At 74.0% G+C, this 14,650-nt stretch carries 16 protein-coding genes; 7 read left to right on the top strand and 9 right to left on the bottom strand.

Going from position 1 to position 14,650, the window contains the following annotated elements; all coding sequences use genetic code 11:
- Nucleotides 1–11: 11 nt before the first annotated feature.
- Complete coding sequence (locus ACIBKY_RS09705; protein WP_397095899.1) at nucleotides 12–875, top strand: exodeoxyribonuclease III; 864 nt, start codon at nucleotides 12–14, stop codon at nucleotides 873–875.
- On the opposite strand, the gene ACIBKY_RS09700 is transcribed toward ACIBKY_RS09705, so the two are convergent.
- The 5 genes from ACIBKY_RS09700 to ACIBKY_RS09680 all read right to left on the bottom strand — a co-directional run bounded on the left by ACIBKY_RS09700 (nucleotide 872) and on the right by ACIBKY_RS09680 (nucleotide 6,795).
- On the bottom strand, nucleotides 872–2,020 hold the full coding sequence (locus ACIBKY_RS09700) for an MFS transporter (protein ID WP_397095897.1): 1,149 nt from the start codon (nucleotides 2,018–2,020) through the stop codon (nucleotides 872–874). The genes ACIBKY_RS09705 and ACIBKY_RS09700 overlap by 4 nt on opposite strands.
- A 71-nt stretch (nucleotides 2,021–2,091) precedes the next feature.
- Nucleotides 2,092–3,210 (bottom strand): MBL fold metallo-hydrolase, encoded by a 1,119-nt coding sequence (locus ACIBKY_RS09695; RefSeq protein ID WP_397095896.1) that lies wholly within the window; start codon nucleotides 3,208–3,210, stop codon nucleotides 2,092–2,094.
- Between the two features lie 68 nt (nucleotides 3,211–3,278).
- Nucleotides 3,279–4,691, bottom strand: coding sequence for a carboxylesterase/lipase family protein (locus ACIBKY_RS09690; RefSeq protein ID WP_397095894.1), 1,413 nt, complete (start codon nucleotides 4,689–4,691; stop codon nucleotides 3,279–3,281).
- Nucleotides 4,692–4,809: 118 nt separating this feature from the next.
- Nucleotides 4,810–5,670 (bottom strand): DUF3152 domain-containing protein, encoded by an 861-nt coding sequence (locus ACIBKY_RS09685; RefSeq protein WP_397095892.1) that lies wholly within the window; start codon nucleotides 5,668–5,670, stop codon nucleotides 4,810–4,812.
- A gap of 39 nt (nucleotides 5,671–5,709) precedes the next feature.
- Entirely contained in the window at nucleotides 5,710–6,795 is a 1,086-nt protein-coding gene (locus ACIBKY_RS09680) for an NAD(P)/FAD-dependent oxidoreductase (RefSeq protein WP_397095890.1), read from the bottom strand.
- Nucleotides 6,796–6,830: 35 nt separating this feature from the next.
- Between ACIBKY_RS09680 and ACIBKY_RS09675 the strand changes: the two genes are divergently transcribed.
- The 3 genes from ACIBKY_RS09675 to ACIBKY_RS09665 are packed head-to-tail and all read left to right on the top strand — an operon-like array spanning nucleotide 6,831 to nucleotide 9,261.
- Complete coding sequence (locus ACIBKY_RS09675; RefSeq protein WP_397095888.1) at nucleotides 6,831–8,036, top strand: Tm-1-like ATP-binding domain-containing protein; 1,206 nt, start codon at nucleotides 6,831–6,833, stop codon at nucleotides 8,034–8,036.
- Nucleotides 8,033–8,854: a phosphoenolpyruvate hydrolase family protein gene (locus tag ACIBKY_RS09670; RefSeq protein WP_397095887.1), complete on the top strand. Its 822-nt coding sequence runs from the start codon at nucleotides 8,033–8,035 to the stop codon at nucleotides 8,852–8,854. The genes ACIBKY_RS09675 and ACIBKY_RS09670 overlap by 4 nt, the downstream gene beginning before the upstream one ends.
- Before the next feature lie 29 nt (nucleotides 8,855–8,883).
- Nucleotides 8,884–9,261, top strand: coding sequence for a cupin domain-containing protein (locus ACIBKY_RS09665; RefSeq protein WP_397095886.1), 378 nt, complete (start codon nucleotides 8,884–8,886; stop codon nucleotides 9,259–9,261).
- On the opposite strand, the gene ACIBKY_RS09660 is transcribed toward ACIBKY_RS09665, so the two are convergent.
- The 3 genes from ACIBKY_RS09660 to ACIBKY_RS09650 form a co-directional block, all read right to left on the bottom strand.
- On the bottom strand, nucleotides 9,258–9,689 hold the full coding sequence (locus tag ACIBKY_RS09660) for a type II toxin-antitoxin system PemK/MazF family toxin (RefSeq protein WP_397095884.1): 432 nt from the start codon (nucleotides 9,687–9,689) through the stop codon (nucleotides 9,258–9,260). The genes ACIBKY_RS09665 and ACIBKY_RS09660 overlap by 4 nt on opposite strands.
- 309 nt (nucleotides 9,690–9,998) lie before the next feature.
- A complete protein-coding gene (locus ACIBKY_RS09655) occupies nucleotides 9,999–10,388 on the bottom strand; it encodes an SRPBCC domain-containing protein (RefSeq protein WP_397095883.1) in 390 nt (129 codons plus the stop codon).
- Nucleotides 10,385–11,227, bottom strand: a complete 843-nt coding sequence (locus tag ACIBKY_RS09650; RefSeq protein ID WP_397095881.1) for a helix-turn-helix domain-containing protein — start codon at nucleotides 11,225–11,227, stop codon at nucleotides 10,385–10,387. Before ACIBKY_RS09650 ends, ACIBKY_RS09655 begins: the two co-directional genes overlap by 4 nt.
- Nucleotides 11,228–11,310: 83 nt before the next feature.
- On the opposite strand from ACIBKY_RS09650, the gene ACIBKY_RS09645 reads away from it, so the two are divergent.
- From ACIBKY_RS09645 to ACIBKY_RS09635, 3 genes are read left to right on the top strand one after another with little or no spacing between them, the layout of a single operon-like run.
- Entirely contained in the window at nucleotides 11,311–11,658 is a 348-nt protein-coding gene (locus ACIBKY_RS09645; RefSeq protein ID WP_397095880.1) for a VOC family protein, read from the top strand.
- A 3-nt stretch (nucleotides 11,659–11,661) separates the two neighbouring features.
- On the top strand, nucleotides 11,662–12,066 hold the full coding sequence (locus ACIBKY_RS09640; protein WP_397095878.1) for an SRPBCC family protein: 405 nt from the start codon (nucleotides 11,662–11,664) through the stop codon (nucleotides 12,064–12,066).
- 11 nt (nucleotides 12,067–12,077) lie between these two features.
- Nucleotides 12,078–12,845, top strand: a complete 768-nt coding sequence (locus ACIBKY_RS09635) for a thioesterase family protein (protein ID WP_397095877.1) — start codon at nucleotides 12,078–12,080, stop codon at nucleotides 12,843–12,845.
- Between the two features lies 1 nt (nucleotide 12,846).
- On the opposite strand, the gene ACIBKY_RS09630 is transcribed toward ACIBKY_RS09635, so the two are convergent.
- Nucleotides 12,847–14,571: a sialidase family protein gene (locus tag ACIBKY_RS09630; RefSeq protein WP_397095876.1), complete on the bottom strand. Its 1,725-nt coding sequence runs from the start codon at nucleotides 14,569–14,571 to the stop codon at nucleotides 12,847–12,849.
- Nucleotides 14,572–14,650 lie beyond the last annotated feature (79 nt).

Here is a 14,650-nt window from a genome sequence, read left to right as displayed (position 1 = left end):
TCGTGGATCGGGTGCGAGTAGCGACCTGGAACGTGAACTCGGTCAAACAGCGGCTGCCCCGTCTGCTTCCCTGGCTGGATCAGCGCCGCCCCGACGTCGTCTGCCTTCAGGAGACCAAGCTGGCCGACCAGGCCTTCGCCGACCTGCTCGGCGAGGAACTGGCCGCGCGCGGCTACGAGGTGGCCGCGCACGGCGAGCCCCGCTGGAACGGCGTGGCGATCCTGTCCAGAGCGGGCCTCGACGACGTGGTCACCGGGCTGGCCGCGGCGCCCGGCTTCCCGCACCAGGAGGCGCGGGCGGTGGCGGCGACCTGCGGGGGAGTGCGGGTGCACTCGGTGTACGTGCCGAACGGGCGCACACCGGACGACGACCACTACCGGTACAAGCTCGAATGGCTGGCCGCGCTGCGCGAGGTGGTGCGGCTCGGTCCCGTCGAGGCGATGGTGTGCGGCGATGTCAACATCGCGCCCGCCGACGCCGACGTCTTCGACCCGGCCGCCTACGAGGGGCAGACCCACGTGACGCCGCCGGAGCGGGCGGCGCTGGCCGGACTGCGGGAGCTGGGGCTGCACGACGTGGTACGCGAGCGGTGGCCGGAGGAGCGGGTGTTCACCTACTGGGACTACCGGGCGGGCATGTTCCACAAGGATCTCGGGATGCGCATCGACCTGGTGCTGGCCTCCGATCCGGTGGCGGGGCGGGTGCGGGCGGCCTGGGTCGACCGGCACGCGCGCAAGGGCACGGGGCCGAGCGACCACGCGCCGGTGATCGTGGACCTGGACGAGGCGCCCGACGGCGACATCGGGCCGGTCGTGCCGCCGCCGTCGGCCCCCGCCCCGAAACGCGGATCGGTGAAGCTGCCGCAGTCGCCCTAACGGGTGAGCGTCCACAGGGACACGGCCATCGCGAGGGCGGCCACCCCGGCGCCGAGCATCACCGCGCTGACGCCCAGCGCGTCCACGACCATGCCGCCGGACAGCGCGCCGAGCGCGAAGGTGGCCTGGAACGAGCTGGTGAACACGACCGTGGCCGCCTCCGGCGCGTCGGGGGCGGCGCGGGCGAACCAGGCCTGCGAGCAGACCGGGACGGCGCCGTAGGCCAGGCCCCACAGGGCCAGCAGGGCGACCGCGCCCCAGGCAGTGCCGCCGATGACGGGAAGCAGCAGGGTGGCGGCCGCGATGAGGGCGCCGGCCGCGGTGAAGGTGGCGCGGGGATGCGTGGTGACCGCCCTGCCCGCGGCGAAGTTCCCCGCCACGCCGGCGGCGCCGTACAGGAGGAGGACGGAGCTGACGGCGGCCGGGTGCAGCCGCGTGACCTGCTCCAGGAACGGCGTCACGTACGTGTAGGCGCCGAAGTGGGCGAGGACGACCAGGAAGGTGGAAAGCAGGGCGATCGCGGTGCCGCGGCGGCGCAGAAGCGCCATCAGCGTTCCGGCGGCGGTGATCCGGTCGGCGGGCAGCGGCGGGAGCAGGACCAGCAGCGCGGCCAGGACGAGCACGGCCAGTCCCGCCAGGACGGCGAAGGCCGCCCGCCAGCCCGCGGCGTGGCCGATGAGCGTGCCGGCGGGCACGCCGAGCACCGAGCCGAGCGGCACCGCGGAGAAGATCAGCGCCGTCGCGGTGCCCACGGCCGCGGGCGGTACGAGGCGCCCGGCGAGGCCGGCGCCCACGGACCAGAACCCGCCGATCGTGAGCCCGACGAGAATCCGGGAGACGAGCATGGCCTCGTAGGACCACGCGACGGCGGCCAGCACGTCGGCGGCGGCCAGCAGCGCCATCATCGCGCACAACATCACCCGGCGGTCGAGGCGGGCCGTGGCCAGCGTGAGCGCCGGGGCGGCGAGCGCGGCGACGATGCCGGGCAGCGTCATCGTCAGCCCGGTGACGCCATCGGTGAGACCGAAGTCCGCGCCGATGGACGTCAGCAGGCCGATGGGCAGGATCTCGCTGGTGACGATGCTGAAGATGCCCAGCGTGAGGGCGGCGACGGCGAGCCGGCGGACGAGTGGTGTGGTGGACATGGGAGTCCAGCCAAGCAGCGCCCGCCCCGTGGGCACTGGCAGGATTCGGACCAGACCGCCGCCCCCGCCGTCTAGGCCAGCATCTCCCACCAGGTGTCCAGGGCCGGCGCGTCGGCGGTGTCGACGAGCTCGCCCGGCCGCGGCACCACGATCTTGACCTCACGTGCCTTGGCCTCGCGCCACAACCGGTCCACCGGCTCGCCCCACGGGTGCAGCGCCAGCGTGAACGTCGCCCAGTGCACCGGCAGCATCAGCGCCGCGCCGAGGTCGATGGTGGCGTTGACCGCCTCCTCCGGGTTCATGTGGATGTCCGGCCAGGCGGGGCTGTAGGCGCCGATCGGCATGAGCGCCAGGTCGAACGGGCCGTGCGCGGCGCCGATACCCCGGTAACCCTCGAAGTAGCCGGAGTCGCCGGCGTAGAAGACGCGCTTGTCCCGGCCGGCCACCACCCACGAGCCCCACAGCGTGTCGTTGCGGGTCAGCGAGCGGCCGGAGAAGTGCCGGGCGGCCGTGGAGACGAAGCGCAGCCCGGCGACCACCGCCTCCTCGTCCCAGTCCAGCTCGATGATCCGGAACAGCGGCACGCCCCAGCGCTCCAGGTGCGCCCCGATGCCCAGCGGCACGAGGAAGGGCGCCTTCTGGGAGCTGGTCAGCCGCCGCACCGTCGCCATGTCCAGGTGGTCGTAGTGGTCGTGCGAGATCACGATCGCGTCCACCTGCGGCAACTGGCCCAGCTCGACCGGCACCGGGTGGTGGCGCCGCGGGCCCACCAGCTGCGAGGGCGAGGGGCGGTTGCTCCAGATCGGGTCGAACAGGACTCGCTTGCCCTCGATCTCGATCAGCGTGGAGGCGTGGCCGTACCAGATGGCCCGCAGGCCCTCGGCGGCCGGCTCGCCCGGCGGCGGCGTCAGCACCGGGATCAGCCCGGCCGGCCTGCGCTGGGTCCGGTCGCGCGTCAGCTCCGCCAGCATGCCGGGGTCGGGCCGGCCCGTGTGGGTCGGCTCGGGCATCGGGTTGAAGAACGTGCCGTCCTTGAACTGCGGCGAGCGCCGCATCCTGGCCGACCGCTCGGGCCCCGACATCAGCGGCCGCGCCCCGAGCTCGGCCGGCACGTCCCGCAGCGCCCATCCGGCCGCGGCCAGGGCGGCCCCTCCCACGAGCAGGCGCCGTGCCGTCCGCAATCCCGCCATGTCACACTCCTTGCATAGTCAACTCTCTCTCGAAGATATATCGCGATAGGTTGTGGCGAGCGCGAGGGTCAGGTCATGGCGTGGAAGCCGGCCTCCGACCAGAGGGCCCGGGTCGCGGACTCCGGGTCGCCGACGTCCGACGGCGTCACGTCGAACAGATGCGTCATCGCGTTGACCGGCTCGTACTCCGGCCAGCCCGGACTGCCCGTGGCGGCGAAGCGCGTCCAGGCCGTGCGGAACTGCGCCGACAGCCCTTCCGCCTCGGGTGAGCCGCCGGTGAGCAGCCGGGCCAGCTCCGAGTCGAGCGTGCCGAACGTGAGCGGCACGTCCAGCCCGTGACAGGCGCCGAGGGCGGTGGGCGCCCAGGTCAGCTCGTAGGCGTAGGTCGGGCCGGTGTGCGCGTCGGCCAGCAGCGTGCTCGGCATCCTGAACAGCCAGTCGGACATGAGCCGCAGCTGCAGTTCGGCCTCCGGGTAGGCGGTGCGGTACACGACGCCGGCCTGCGGCGGCGCGAGCGTCTTCAACGCCGCCGCGGTGTCCCCGCCCTCGCCCATCGCCATGAACAGCGCGTACTCGTCGCGGGTGAATCCCACGAGCAGGTCCACGTCACAGGCCGCGCCGTCGGCCAGCGCCTCCCACGGCGTCTCCGGCAGCACCTCGCCGTCCACGACGGGCGCGAACGGCATCTCGGCGATGCCGCTCGCGCCCCACTCCGCGGTGTTCCCGCGCAGGTCGAGGCTGGAGAAGTCGTGCACGGCCGCGAGCAGTTCCTCGGGGCTGCGCTCGTACGGCGAGCCGCCCGCCCTGGCCATGATCCCCGCGGTCATCCGGGCCGCGAGCTCCGGGGTGTAGAACGGCGCCGGCACGCTCTGCGCGATCACCCGGCGAAACAGCCCCGCCGCCGACGGCATCGCCATGAGGCAGGCCGCCGCCCCCGCCCCGGCCGACTCCCCGAACACGGTCACGTTGCCGGGATCGCCGCCGAACGCCGCGACGTTCTCCCGCACCCAGAGCAACGCCTGCACCTGATCCAGGAGCGCCCGGTTGGCCGGTGCCCCCTCGATGAGGCCGTACCCCTCCATGCCGACCCGGTGGTTGAACGTCACCACCACGACGCCCTCGCGGGCCAGCCGCGTCCCGTCGTACTCGGGCAGGCCGGCGGTGCCGATGAGGTAGGCGCCGCCGTAGATCCACACCATCACCGGCAGGCCGGAGCCGCCCGGATCGGGCGTCCAGACGTTGACCGACAGGCAGTCCAGGCCGTCCGCGGAGCTCCACGGCGCGACCCCCGGCAGCATCGGCGGCTGCGGCGGCGCCGGGCCGAACCGCACGGCCTCGAACGTGCCCTCCCACGGACCGGCCGGGACGGGCGCCGCGAACCGGTTCGGTCCGAAGGGGGCTTCGGCGTAGGGGATGCCGAGGAAGGAGGTGACGTCGTCGGTGGTCCGACCGGTCAGCTTGCCCGTGGAGATCGTCGTCATGTACCAAACTTACGCTTGGCCGGGATCGGTGCTCATCCGCGTTTCGCGTCCTGAGGCGGGAGGCACCGCCTGGGGTCGCCGCGCGCCGTGGGTCCGATCCACTGGCCGGCCGGGTAGGTCAGGGGCGGGGCCAGGGGTTGGGGCGGCAGCCGTCCAGGGACTTGGACTGCTGGAGCATCACCGGGGCCAGGCGGCCTCTGCCCGGGCAGGAGCGGTGGCCGTGGCCCAGGCCGTGGCCGACCTCGTGGTTGATCACGTAGTGGCGGTAGCGGTCCAGGTCGCCGCGGTAATGAGGGACGCCTCTGGCCCAGCGGACCGCGTTGATCACCGAGCGGTGGCCGTCCCAGCAGGACAGGTCGCCGCCGGTGTTCAGCGGGAGGCAGAGGCGGTCGGTCAGGCTGGGGCTGGTCAGGGCCACGCTCAGGCGTACCGGGCCGTGGGCGACGCGCCGGAAGCGGCCCCAGCCGCGTGGGTCGTTGAGCGTACGGTGGACGGCTTCGGCGAACTCCCCGGGGTCGAAGGGGAGGCCGCGCTCCACCTCGACCCTGTACCGCACCGCCGGGGCGCGTCCGGGGCGCGGCCGTGCCCGGCCCTTGACCACGGTGTAGCGGCCCGAGGCGGAGAAGGGGACCTTGACCCGCTTGCCGGGCTCGGGTCCGTCCGCCGCGGTGCGCTCCCCTCCGGGCCGTCCATCCGGCCGTTCACCTTCCGGCCGTTCACCTTCCGCCCGCTCGCTGCCCGCCCGCTCGCTGCCCGGCCGCTCGATGTCCGGCTCCACGTCCGGCCACACCACGTCCGGCCGCTCCACGGCTGACGGCGACACGCCGGGCCACGCCACGCCCGGCAGCGCGACGGTCGAGCGCCACATGTCCGCCTGCTCGACGTCCCAGGCGGGCGCGCGGGCCGGTGACCCGGGAGCGGCGGCCTCACCGCACGCGCCCGCCGCGAGCAACACCACCAGCAGTACCGGCACCCGCACCCAGCTCTCCCCACATGATCACGAGCGGGGAGAAGACGATCATACGCCGGGAACGACCGCATAAGGCCCCAGGTCAATCTCCGGCGTTTCGCCCAGAACCAGCGATGTGGCCAGCATCCCGGCATAGGGCCCCGCGGTCAGCCCGTAGGCGCTGAGGCCGGTGACCGCGACCACCTTTCCGTTCAGGCGGGCGATGAGCGGGCGCTCGCCGTCCATCACCGGTCGCAGCCCCGACCGGGTCTCGGCGACGCTCGCCGAGGCGAGGCCGGGCGCCAGCCGTACCCCGGAAGACAGCACGTCCGCCAGCCCCGCCACCGTCACCCGCGCGTCGAAGCCGGCGTCCTCCCGCGTCGCCCCCATGACCACCCGCGAGCCGGGGAAGCCCAGCAGGTACGGCCCGCGCCGCGGCAGCACGATCGGCCAGCCCGAGGTGTCCACCCCGTCGAGCACGGCGTGCACGATCTGGCCCCGCCACGGCCTGACCGGCAGGTCGGTCCCGAGCGGCGCGCACACCCGGCCCGTCCAGGCACCCGCGGCCACGACCACGGCGTCGGCTGGCAGAGGCACGCCCTCGCCGGGTGAAGCGTCGTGGTGGAGCATGACGGTTCCGTCGGGCAGGAGTTCGGCGCGGCCGTGGAGGAGCGCGACTCCGCGGGCCACGGCGTCGGCGAGGAGCGCGTCCCTGACGGCGCGGCCGTCCACCCGGGCCGCGCCGGGCACGTGCAGGGCGCTCAGGCCGGGGGCCAGGGGCGGGAAGAGCGCCTCGGGGTCCGGGACCTCCGTGATCTCTCCCATTTCCGGCGCGTCCGGATATCTGCCCGCGAGCAGGCGGTGTACCGGCTCCAGTTCCGCCCGGTCCCCGGCCACCAGCAGCGCTCCGACCCGCGCGTATCCGGCGCCGACCGGCTCCGCCAGCTCCGGGTAGTGCCGGGCGGCCGCCCGTGCCAGCTCGTACCAGGCGGCGTCGTCCTCGTGGTCCACCCACGGGCAGACGATCCCCGCCCCCGCCTCCGTCGCCTGCCCGGCCAGCCCGGCGTCGACCACCGTCACCGCCACCCCGCGGCGGCTCAGGTGGTAGGCGGCGCTCGCTCCCGCGATTCCCTTGCCGATCACCACAACCCTCATACCAAGATGATCGCAGCGGGGATAACGTCGGTCACATGGCAGTGGTACTGATCGGAACGCTGGACACCAAAGGGCCGGAGTATTCCTGGCTGCGTGAGCGCCTCGCCGGGCTGGGCAGCGAGGTGATCGTGGTCGACACGGGCGTGGGGCCGTCCGGGCTCGCGGCCGACTTCCCCGCCGCCCGGGTGGCCTCGCTGGCCGGAGCCGATCTGGAGGCACTGCGGGCGGCGGGAGACCGGGGCGCGGCCGTCACCGCGATGGGGGAGGGGGCGGCCGGGGTCCTGGCGGATCTGCACCGGGCGGGACGGGTGGACGGCGTGCTGGCCGTCGGCGGCAGCGGCGGCTCCTCGATCGCCGCGCGGGCCGTGCGCGACCTGCCGATCGGCCTGCCCAAGCTCATCGTCTCGACCATGGCCTCCGGCGACGTCACGCCGTACGTCGGGGCCAAGGACGTCACGCTCATGTACTCCGTCGTGGACATCGCGGGCATCAACCGCGTGTCCCGCGCGATCCTGGGCAACGCCGCCGCCGCCGTCGCGGGCATGGCCAAGGAGTACGCGGCGCGCGGCCCGGCACACGACGGAGACCGGCCGCTGGTCGGGGCCTCGATGTTCGGCGTCACCACCCCGGCCGTCGACGCGGCCAGGGCCAGGCTCGACGAGCTCGGCTACGAGGTGCTCGTCTTCCACGCCACCGGCTCCGGCGGGCGCGCCCTGGAGGGCCTGGCCGGGAGTGGCATGCTGGCCGGGGTTCTCGACCTCACCACCACCGAGCTGGCCGACGAACTGGTCGGCGGCGTCCTTTCGGCGGGCCCCGACCGGCTCACCGCCGCCGGACGGCACGGCGTCCCGCAGGTCGTCGCCCCCGGCGCGCTGGACATGGTCAACTTCGGCCCCCGCGACACCGTGCCGGAGCGGTTCGCCGATCGCACGCTCTACGCGCACAACCCGGCCGTCACGCTCATGCGCACCACCGAGGCCGAGATGGCGGAGCTGGGCCGGGAGATCGCCGCCAAGCTCGCGCGGGCCGGCGGGCCGGCGGTGCTGTTCATCCCGGAGGGCGGCGTCTCCGCACTCGACGCGCCCGGGATGCCCTTCCACGACCCGGCGGCGGACGCGGCGGCCTTCGCCGCGCTGGCCGCCCACCCGCGGACCGTGCGCCTGGCCGCGCACATCAACGACCCGGAGTTCGGCCGCGCCATGGCCGACCGGCTCCACCTGCTGATCAAGGGGGACCAGTGAACAGGCAGACGGTTCTGGAACGGCTGCGCCGTACCGTCGGGGACGGCAGGCCGATCATCGGCGCGGGCGCCGGGACGGGCCTGTCGGCCAAGTGCGCCGAGGCGGGCGGCGTCGACCTGATCATCATCTACAACTCCGGCCGCTACCGGATGGCCGGGCGCGGCTCGCTGGCGGGGCTGCTGCCGTACGGGGACGCCAACCAGATCGTCGTGGACATGGCCGCGGAGGTCCTGCCCGTGGTGCGCGACACGCCGGTGCTGGCGGGCGTGTGCGGCACCGACCCGTTCCGGATCATGCCGCTCTTCCTCGACCAGCTGAAGGCCATGGGATTCGCGGGCGTGCAGAACTTCCCGACCGTCGGCCTGTACGACGGGGTCTTCCGGCAGAACCTCGAAGAGACCGGCATGGGCTTCGACCTGGAGGTCGAGATGGTCCGGCTGGCCCACGAACGCGACCTGGTGACCGCCCCCTACGTCTTCGACGAGGACCAGGCGCGGGCCATGGCACGGGCCGGGGCCGACGTGCTCGTCCCGCACGTGGGCCTGACCACGAAGGGCTCCATCGGCGCCGGGACCGCGCTCACCCTGGATGAGGCGGTGGCCCGCGTACAGGCGATGCGCGACGCGGCGGTGGCCGAGCGGCCGGACGTGATCGTGCTGTGCCACGGCGGGCCCATCGCGGAACCCGCCGACGCCGCCCACGTCCTGCGCCACACCAAGGGCGTGGCGGGCTTCTTCGGCGCCTCGTCGGTGGAACGTCTGCCGACCGAGCGCGCCATCACCGAGCAGGTGGCCGCATTCAAGAACCTGGAGGTCTGATGCTGGTAAGTCCGGACAGGGTGACGACGATGACCTTCGACTGGGGGTCGATCAAGTGGTTCGTCACACCGTCGCTCATCCCCGGCGCCGGCTCCACGCTCGGCGAGGTGATCGTCAACCCGGGCAAGGGCCACGCGCGCCACAACCACCCGGACGCCGAGGAAGTGATCTACGTGATCTCCGGCGAGGCCACGCAGATGGTCGGCGACGGCGAGCCGTTCCCGATCAAGGAGGGTGACACCGTCCACATCCCGGCGGGCGCGTACCACTCGACGTTCAACAGCACGTGGCGCCCGCTGCGGCTCATCGTCACCTACACTCCCGGCGGCGAGGAGAAGGCGCTGGAAGGCGCCCCCGACTACTGCCTGCACGAGGCGGGCACGATCGCCGGGTGGCGCCAGGCCTAACCGTCGGCGGCCCAGCCGTGGGTGCGCTTGAGCAGGGCGGCGACGCGGGCGAACCGCTCGCCGTCCAGCACCGCGCCCTCACGCCTGATGTCATCCTCGTCCAGCACGAAGACGCGGTCCAGCCGCAGGAAGGACGGCTTGCCGTCGCGGTTCCAGGCGCCGAGCGGGAACCACTCGGGCCCGTCGTCCCCACGGCTGGACACCATCAGCCCGAGCAGCCTGCGACCGCTCCTGCCCACGATCAGCAGCGGACGATCCTTGCCCCGCGACGGGTCCTCCTCGTAGGGCACCCAGGCCCAGACGACCTCCCCGGGATCGGCCAGGCCGTCCAGGTCGGGGGAGTAGGCCAGGCTCGCGGCCCGGTCCACCGTGTAGATCTCCCGCACCGCGCCCCGCGCCGGACGCGGGTCCTCTCCCAGATCACGCACGCGACGGAGCTTACGGCCCCGGGCCCCTGAAAGGCCACCACCCTCAACCACCACAAGAGGGGTCCTTGCCACCCCATCGCGGCTGAAGAAGCGTGTAACCCAAAGGCCGGGGCCGGGAGGCCATTGCCGGGAGCAGGGCGAGGAGTGGGGTGCCGCACGAGGGGTTTCCACGTCGCGGGCCAAGGGTGCGGTCGTCACGGCGGGCTGCCACGCGCGGTGGACGGCCGTTTCCTGGAATGTCGCCCGCGCGGTGCGGCGGGTGGGGGCGGGGCGGCCTGCCGTAACGCATGAGAAAGCTTCTCCGGCAGATCACGGGGATAGGTGGCGGCGCAGGTTGGTGAGGTGGATGCGCCAGCCGGCGGCGGGTCCGCCGGGGAGGTTGTCCCAGCCGGACTCCAGCACCCGGACCACCGTGCCCGTCTCGGCCGCGGTCAGGGTGATCTCGACGGCGGTCGCGACGGGACGGTCGGTGTCGGACCAGGTGAAGCGGAACATCCGGCCCTCCTCCACCTCCGTCACCACGCCCTGGGTGAGCATCGGGTGGCCGGAGTCGTCGCTCCAGCGCTCCTCGACCTTGCCGCCCGGGGTGACGTCGAGGTCGATGTAGCCCCACCACTCGGCGCGGTCGAGCGCGTCGGTCAGGGCGCGCCACACGCGCTCGGGCGGGGCCGGGATGAGGAGCGACTCGTCGACGATCATGAGAAGGTCCTCTCCGGGGCGAGCTGGCGGCGCAGCGCGGCGGGCGTGTGGCCGAGGTGGCGGCGTACGGTGCGGGTCAGGTGCGCCTGGTCGGCGAAGCCCAGGTCGGCGGCGAGCGCGGCCAGGCTGGTCTCGCCCTGCTCCAGCCGGTCGAGGGCGTGGCCCACCCGCACGCGGTTGCGGTAGTGGGTGAGGGAGACGCCGACGACGCCGGTGAAGGCCCGGCTGAGCCGGAACGGCGACACGTCCAGCAGCGCGGCCAGCGGGACGAGCCCGGCGGCGGCGGGATGACCGGCGTCGATCGCCTCCCTCGCGCGCTCGACGATCGCCTCCGCCGCACCGCTGCCCGGCGCACCGGCGCCCCCGGCACCGGCGCCCGCCGCACCTTCACCCGGCGCGACGGAGGCGCGCAGGGTGGCACCGAGCAGGGCGAGCAGGGCCTCGGTCAGCGCGTACGGCACGTCGCCCGTGCGCGCGGCGGCCAGCAGGCGGCGGTGGGCCAGGTCGAGCCCGCCGTCCACGTACACGGCGGAACGCACCTCCCGCCCGTCCGTCAGCTCCCTCCACAGCCGCGCCGACACGCACAGCGACGTGCACTCATCACCCCCGGCCGGATGCGCGAAGTGCTCCTCCTCGCCCGGTTTGCCCACATACGCCATCGCCGGATCCACGTCGGCGGCCCGCCCGTCGGCCATGCGGCGGAAGCGCCCCCGGCGCGCCAGCACCACCCGGAAGTCGGAACTGACCTCGGCCGCGCCCCAGCGGCGGTGGTCGTCGACACAGGTCACCGCGTCGAGGGTGAATCCGGGCCCCGAGCCCAGGCGGACGCTTGAACGCATGCCGGGAACGTTACGCGGCGGGTACGACAATCCCGCAAGGATGTTCAAGACCGCCCGGAGCCCCAGGCGGCAGGCTGGCAGCCATGAACGACATGATCTCCATCGTCATCAACAGCGCCGACCCCGTCGCGCTCGCCACCTTCTATTCCAAGGCCACCGGCTGGCAGGTCACCTCGGACGACGCGGACTTCGCCACGCTGAAGGGCGGCGCGACGGCGGTGTCCTTCCAGCGTGTGGCGGGATACCAGGTCCCGGTCTGGCCGGGGCCGGGCCATCACGTCCACCTCGACTTCGCCGTCGCCGACCTCGACGCGGCGGTCAAGGACCTGGTCGCGCTGGGTGCCGGCCTGCCGCAGGAGCAGCCGGGCGGCGGCGACTGGACGGTGCTCACCGACCCCGAGGGTCACCCGTTCTGCGTCATGGCGGGCTGACCCATGGCCTCCATCCGGATCTCGGCCGTGGTCGGCGCTCCCGCCGCGACGGTGTGGGCGGCGCTGCGGGACGTCCACGACCTGCCCCGGCTCGCGCCCGGCTTCGTGGTGAAGAGCGAGCGCGACGGCGAGCGCAGGGTCATCACCTTCGACAACGGGGCGGTGGCCACGGAGCTGATCGTCGACGTCGACGAGGCGGACCGCCGGGTCGCCTACGCGATCGTGGACAGCCCGCTCGCACTCGTCCACCATCACGCGATCTCGCAGGTCATAGAGGCGGGCGAGGGGCGGTGCACGTTCGCCTGGCAGGCCGACTTCCTGCCGGCCGACCGGGAGCCGGTCGTGCGGGCCTTCATGGAACGCGGGCTGGCGGCCCTCATCCGGGCCCACGAGAAGGCCCTCGACTAGAATCCCGTTCTGTGTCCCAAGCCTTCTTCGAGCTGAAGGGCGGGGAGTTCCTGCCCGCCCCCCACGCCCACAGCCCCTGGTCCCCCGACATGCTCCACGGCCGCCTGCTCGGCGGGCTGGCCGCCCGCTGCCTGGAGCTGGAGCACCGCTCGGACGGGCTGCGCTTCGCCCGGCTCACGGTCGACCTGTTCAAGAACAGCCCGCTGCTGCCCGTGCGGGTGGAGACGGTCCGGGTCAGGGACGGGCGCCGGATCCGGGTCGCCGACGCCACCCTCAGCACCGGGCAGGGCGTGATCGGGCGGGCCTCCGCCGTACTGCTGAGAGAGGGTGAGCAGCCCGGCGGTGAGCGCAACGACACGCCGGCGTGGGACGAGCGGCCGCCTCGGCACCCTCCCGCCGAGCTGGACTGGCGGCCGCCCTTCGACCTGTGGCGGCTGACCGCGTGGGACACCGCCGGACCGCGGCGCGTGTGGATGCGCGAGAACCGGCCGCTGGTGGGGCAGGAGGAGCTCAGCCCGTTCACGCGGGCGGCGCTGGCGGCCGACTTCGCCAGCCCGCTGAGCGGGTCGGGGACGCTCGGCGTGCAGTTCATCAACGCCGACTTCACGCTCACCCTCGCCCGCGAGCCGGTCGGCGAGCTGATCGGCATGCAGGCCGCCGGGCACCTCAGCGCCGACGGGATCGGCACCGGCGACTGCGTCCTGCACGACGCGGACGGGCCGATCGGCTACTGCGTGGTCACCGCCGTGGCCAACCCGGTGCCCCTGGGCGCGGGCTAGGTCAGCTGCCGATCGTCGCGGTCACCAGGCTCCACTCGACGCGGGCGGCGCCGTCGGCCCGGTGCGCGGCGTGGGCGCGCTCGCGGCTGTCCTGCGTCATCCAGGAGACGCCGGTGTCCTTGCCGTCGCGGAACAGCCGCGCCACGCCCGCGCTGTCCACGCTCACCCGCCAGACCGCGGGGCCGCCGGGGTGGGCGTGGACGTGCTCCCACCGCTGCGAGCCCTCGCGCATCGCCAGCACCTCCGAGCGGCCGATGGAGAGCATGAGCCGCCGGGCGCCGTTCGCCACCTTGGTGTCGAGGGTGCCGTCGATGGCCTCGCCGAGGAACTCCACCGTGAAGTCACTGGCCGGCACCGGCCGCGTCACGCTCGTCCCGCGCAGCGCCAGGGGCCGTGGCCACGCCGCCAGGCAGTCGGTCACTTCCAGAAACTCCGGCTTCCCCCGTACGGTCACCCGCCCCGCCGGCACGCGGGCGCTCCACGCGAGATCGGTGCCCAGCAGGGTGGCGCGGCCCTCGCCGTCCACCAGCACCCGCCACGGGCCGGGGCGCGAGCGGGTCAGCAGCCTGCCGCCTTCGTAGAGCCCGTCGTCGTGCCACTCCAGCACCATGCCGCCGGCCTCCACCGCGAACCCGGCGCCCGAGGCGGTCACCGCGTACGGTCCCCGCAGCCCCGGTTCCCAGACGCCGGGCCGCCGCGTGCGCACGCCGGTGAAGCAGGTCGCCAGGTCGAGCGTGGCGGTGCGGATGGCGGTCCGGTCGTGCTCCCAGACGACGCGCAGCCTGCCGGGAGCCTCCTCTTCGGCGCGGACGTCCCCGCCGCGTGCCGTGCCCGCCGCGAACAGCCGCCCCGGGCTCCACGGCCGTCCCGGCTCCTTGACCTTGTAGTGCAGCACCTCGCGGTCCTGATCGGGGCGATCGCCACGGATGGGCCCGGCCAACGCACAGTAGATCGTGACATATCGGCCTTGAGAGTCCTTGGTGAAGAAGCCCTTCCCCGGCAGGTTCTCGTCCAGCACCATCGGCGTCCAGGTGAGCCCGCCGTCGCGGCTGAGGCAGGTCGCCGCATGTGTCACGCGGGCGTCCCCGGCCCGGGTGCGCACCACCATGAGCAGCGCGTCCGGGTCGTCCTGGGAGAGCACCACCTGCGGTTCCCCGACGACGATTCCGCGTGGCGGCACGGCCAGCCCTCCGCGCCGCCACGTGCGCAGGTCGGACGAGCGCAGCACGCCCGATCCCGCGCGCTCGGAATACGGCAGCAGCCAGGCCCCGCGATGACGGACCGGCTTGCCCGTCACCACGACGCCCCGTCCGTCGCCGGGAACGTCCACCTCGATCGGCCAGCCGGTCCAGGTCGCGCCGCCGTCCGCGCTGCGCCTGGCGGTCAGCTCGGCGGGGAGGCCGTCGATCCCGCCCAGGAAGGCGTAGAGCGCGGCGCCGTCGTTGAGGAAGGTCACGCTGTGGTGGCCGGTGGCCGCCGCGAGGGTGCCCACCGTCCACGTACGCCCGCCGTCGCGCGAGCGGGCCACGCCGATGGAGCCTTGGCCATGGGGCGCAGGGCCCGCGGCGCCCGCGCGCCAGCCGGCCACGATCAGCCGCCCGTCGAGCACCGCGACGTCGGGGGCCCGGTTCCCCCCGTGGTCCGGCTCGCCGCCGGGCGCCGCGCCCACGTCGGCGAACACGGTGACGGGACCGCCGGCCCCCGCACCCGCCACGTCCACGTCCATGGCGCAAAGCCCAGTCGAAGCGGGCGCCGGGGGCAAGCGATGTCGGCGGATGTTCAGCGGTTCTTCGCCCGTCCGGCGC

Source organism: Nonomuraea sp. NPDC050394 (genome assembly GCF_044459065.1).
Lineage (GTDB): Bacteria > Actinomycetota > Actinomycetes > Streptosporangiales > Streptosporangiaceae > Nonomuraea.
The sequence above is the reverse complement of the archived record's forward strand: the minus strand, read 5'-3'. Positions and strand labels throughout refer to the sequence as shown.

Excerpts from the sequence above, each read along its gene's own strand:
- ACIBKY_RS09640 (WP_397095878.1), top strand. The coding sequence starts at position 11,662 with ATGGCCTCCATCCGGATCTCGGCCGTGGTCGGCGCTCCCGCCGCGACG.
- ACIBKY_RS09700 (WP_397095897.1), bottom strand. The coding sequence starts at position 2,020 with ATGTCCACCACACCACTCGTCCGCCGGCTCGCCGTCGCCGCCCTCACG.
- ACIBKY_RS09690 (WP_397095894.1), bottom strand. The coding sequence starts at position 4,691 with ATGACGACGATCTCCACGGGCAAGCTGACCGGTCGGACCACCGACGAC.
- ACIBKY_RS09630 (WP_397095876.1), bottom strand. The coding sequence starts at position 14,571 with ATGGACGTGGACGTGGCGGGTGCGGGGGCCGGCGGTCCCGTCACCGTG.
- ACIBKY_RS09665 (WP_397095886.1), top strand. The coding sequence starts at position 8,884 with ATGACCTTCGACTGGGGGTCGATCAAGTGGTTCGTCACACCGTCGCTC.
- ACIBKY_RS09675 (WP_397095888.1), top strand. The coding sequence starts at position 6,831 with ATGGCAGTGGTACTGATCGGAACGCTGGACACCAAAGGGCCGGAGTAT.
- ACIBKY_RS09645 (WP_397095880.1), top strand. The coding sequence starts at position 11,311 with ATGAACGACATGATCTCCATCGTCATCAACAGCGCCGACCCCGTCGCG.
- ACIBKY_RS09650 (WP_397095881.1), bottom strand. The coding sequence starts at position 11,227 with ATGCGTTCAAGCGTCCGCCTGGGCTCGGGGCCCGGATTCACCCTCGAC.
- ACIBKY_RS09680 (WP_397095890.1), bottom strand. The coding sequence starts at position 6,795 with ATGAGGGTTGTGGTGATCGGCAAGGGAATCGCGGGAGCGAGCGCCGCC.
- ACIBKY_RS09655 (WP_397095883.1), bottom strand. The coding sequence starts at position 10,388 with ATGATCGTCGACGAGTCGCTCCTCATCCCGGCCCCGCCCGAGCGCGTG.
- ACIBKY_RS09695 (WP_397095896.1), bottom strand. The coding sequence starts at position 3,210 with ATGGCGGGATTGCGGACGGCACGGCGCCTGCTCGTGGGAGGGGCCGCC.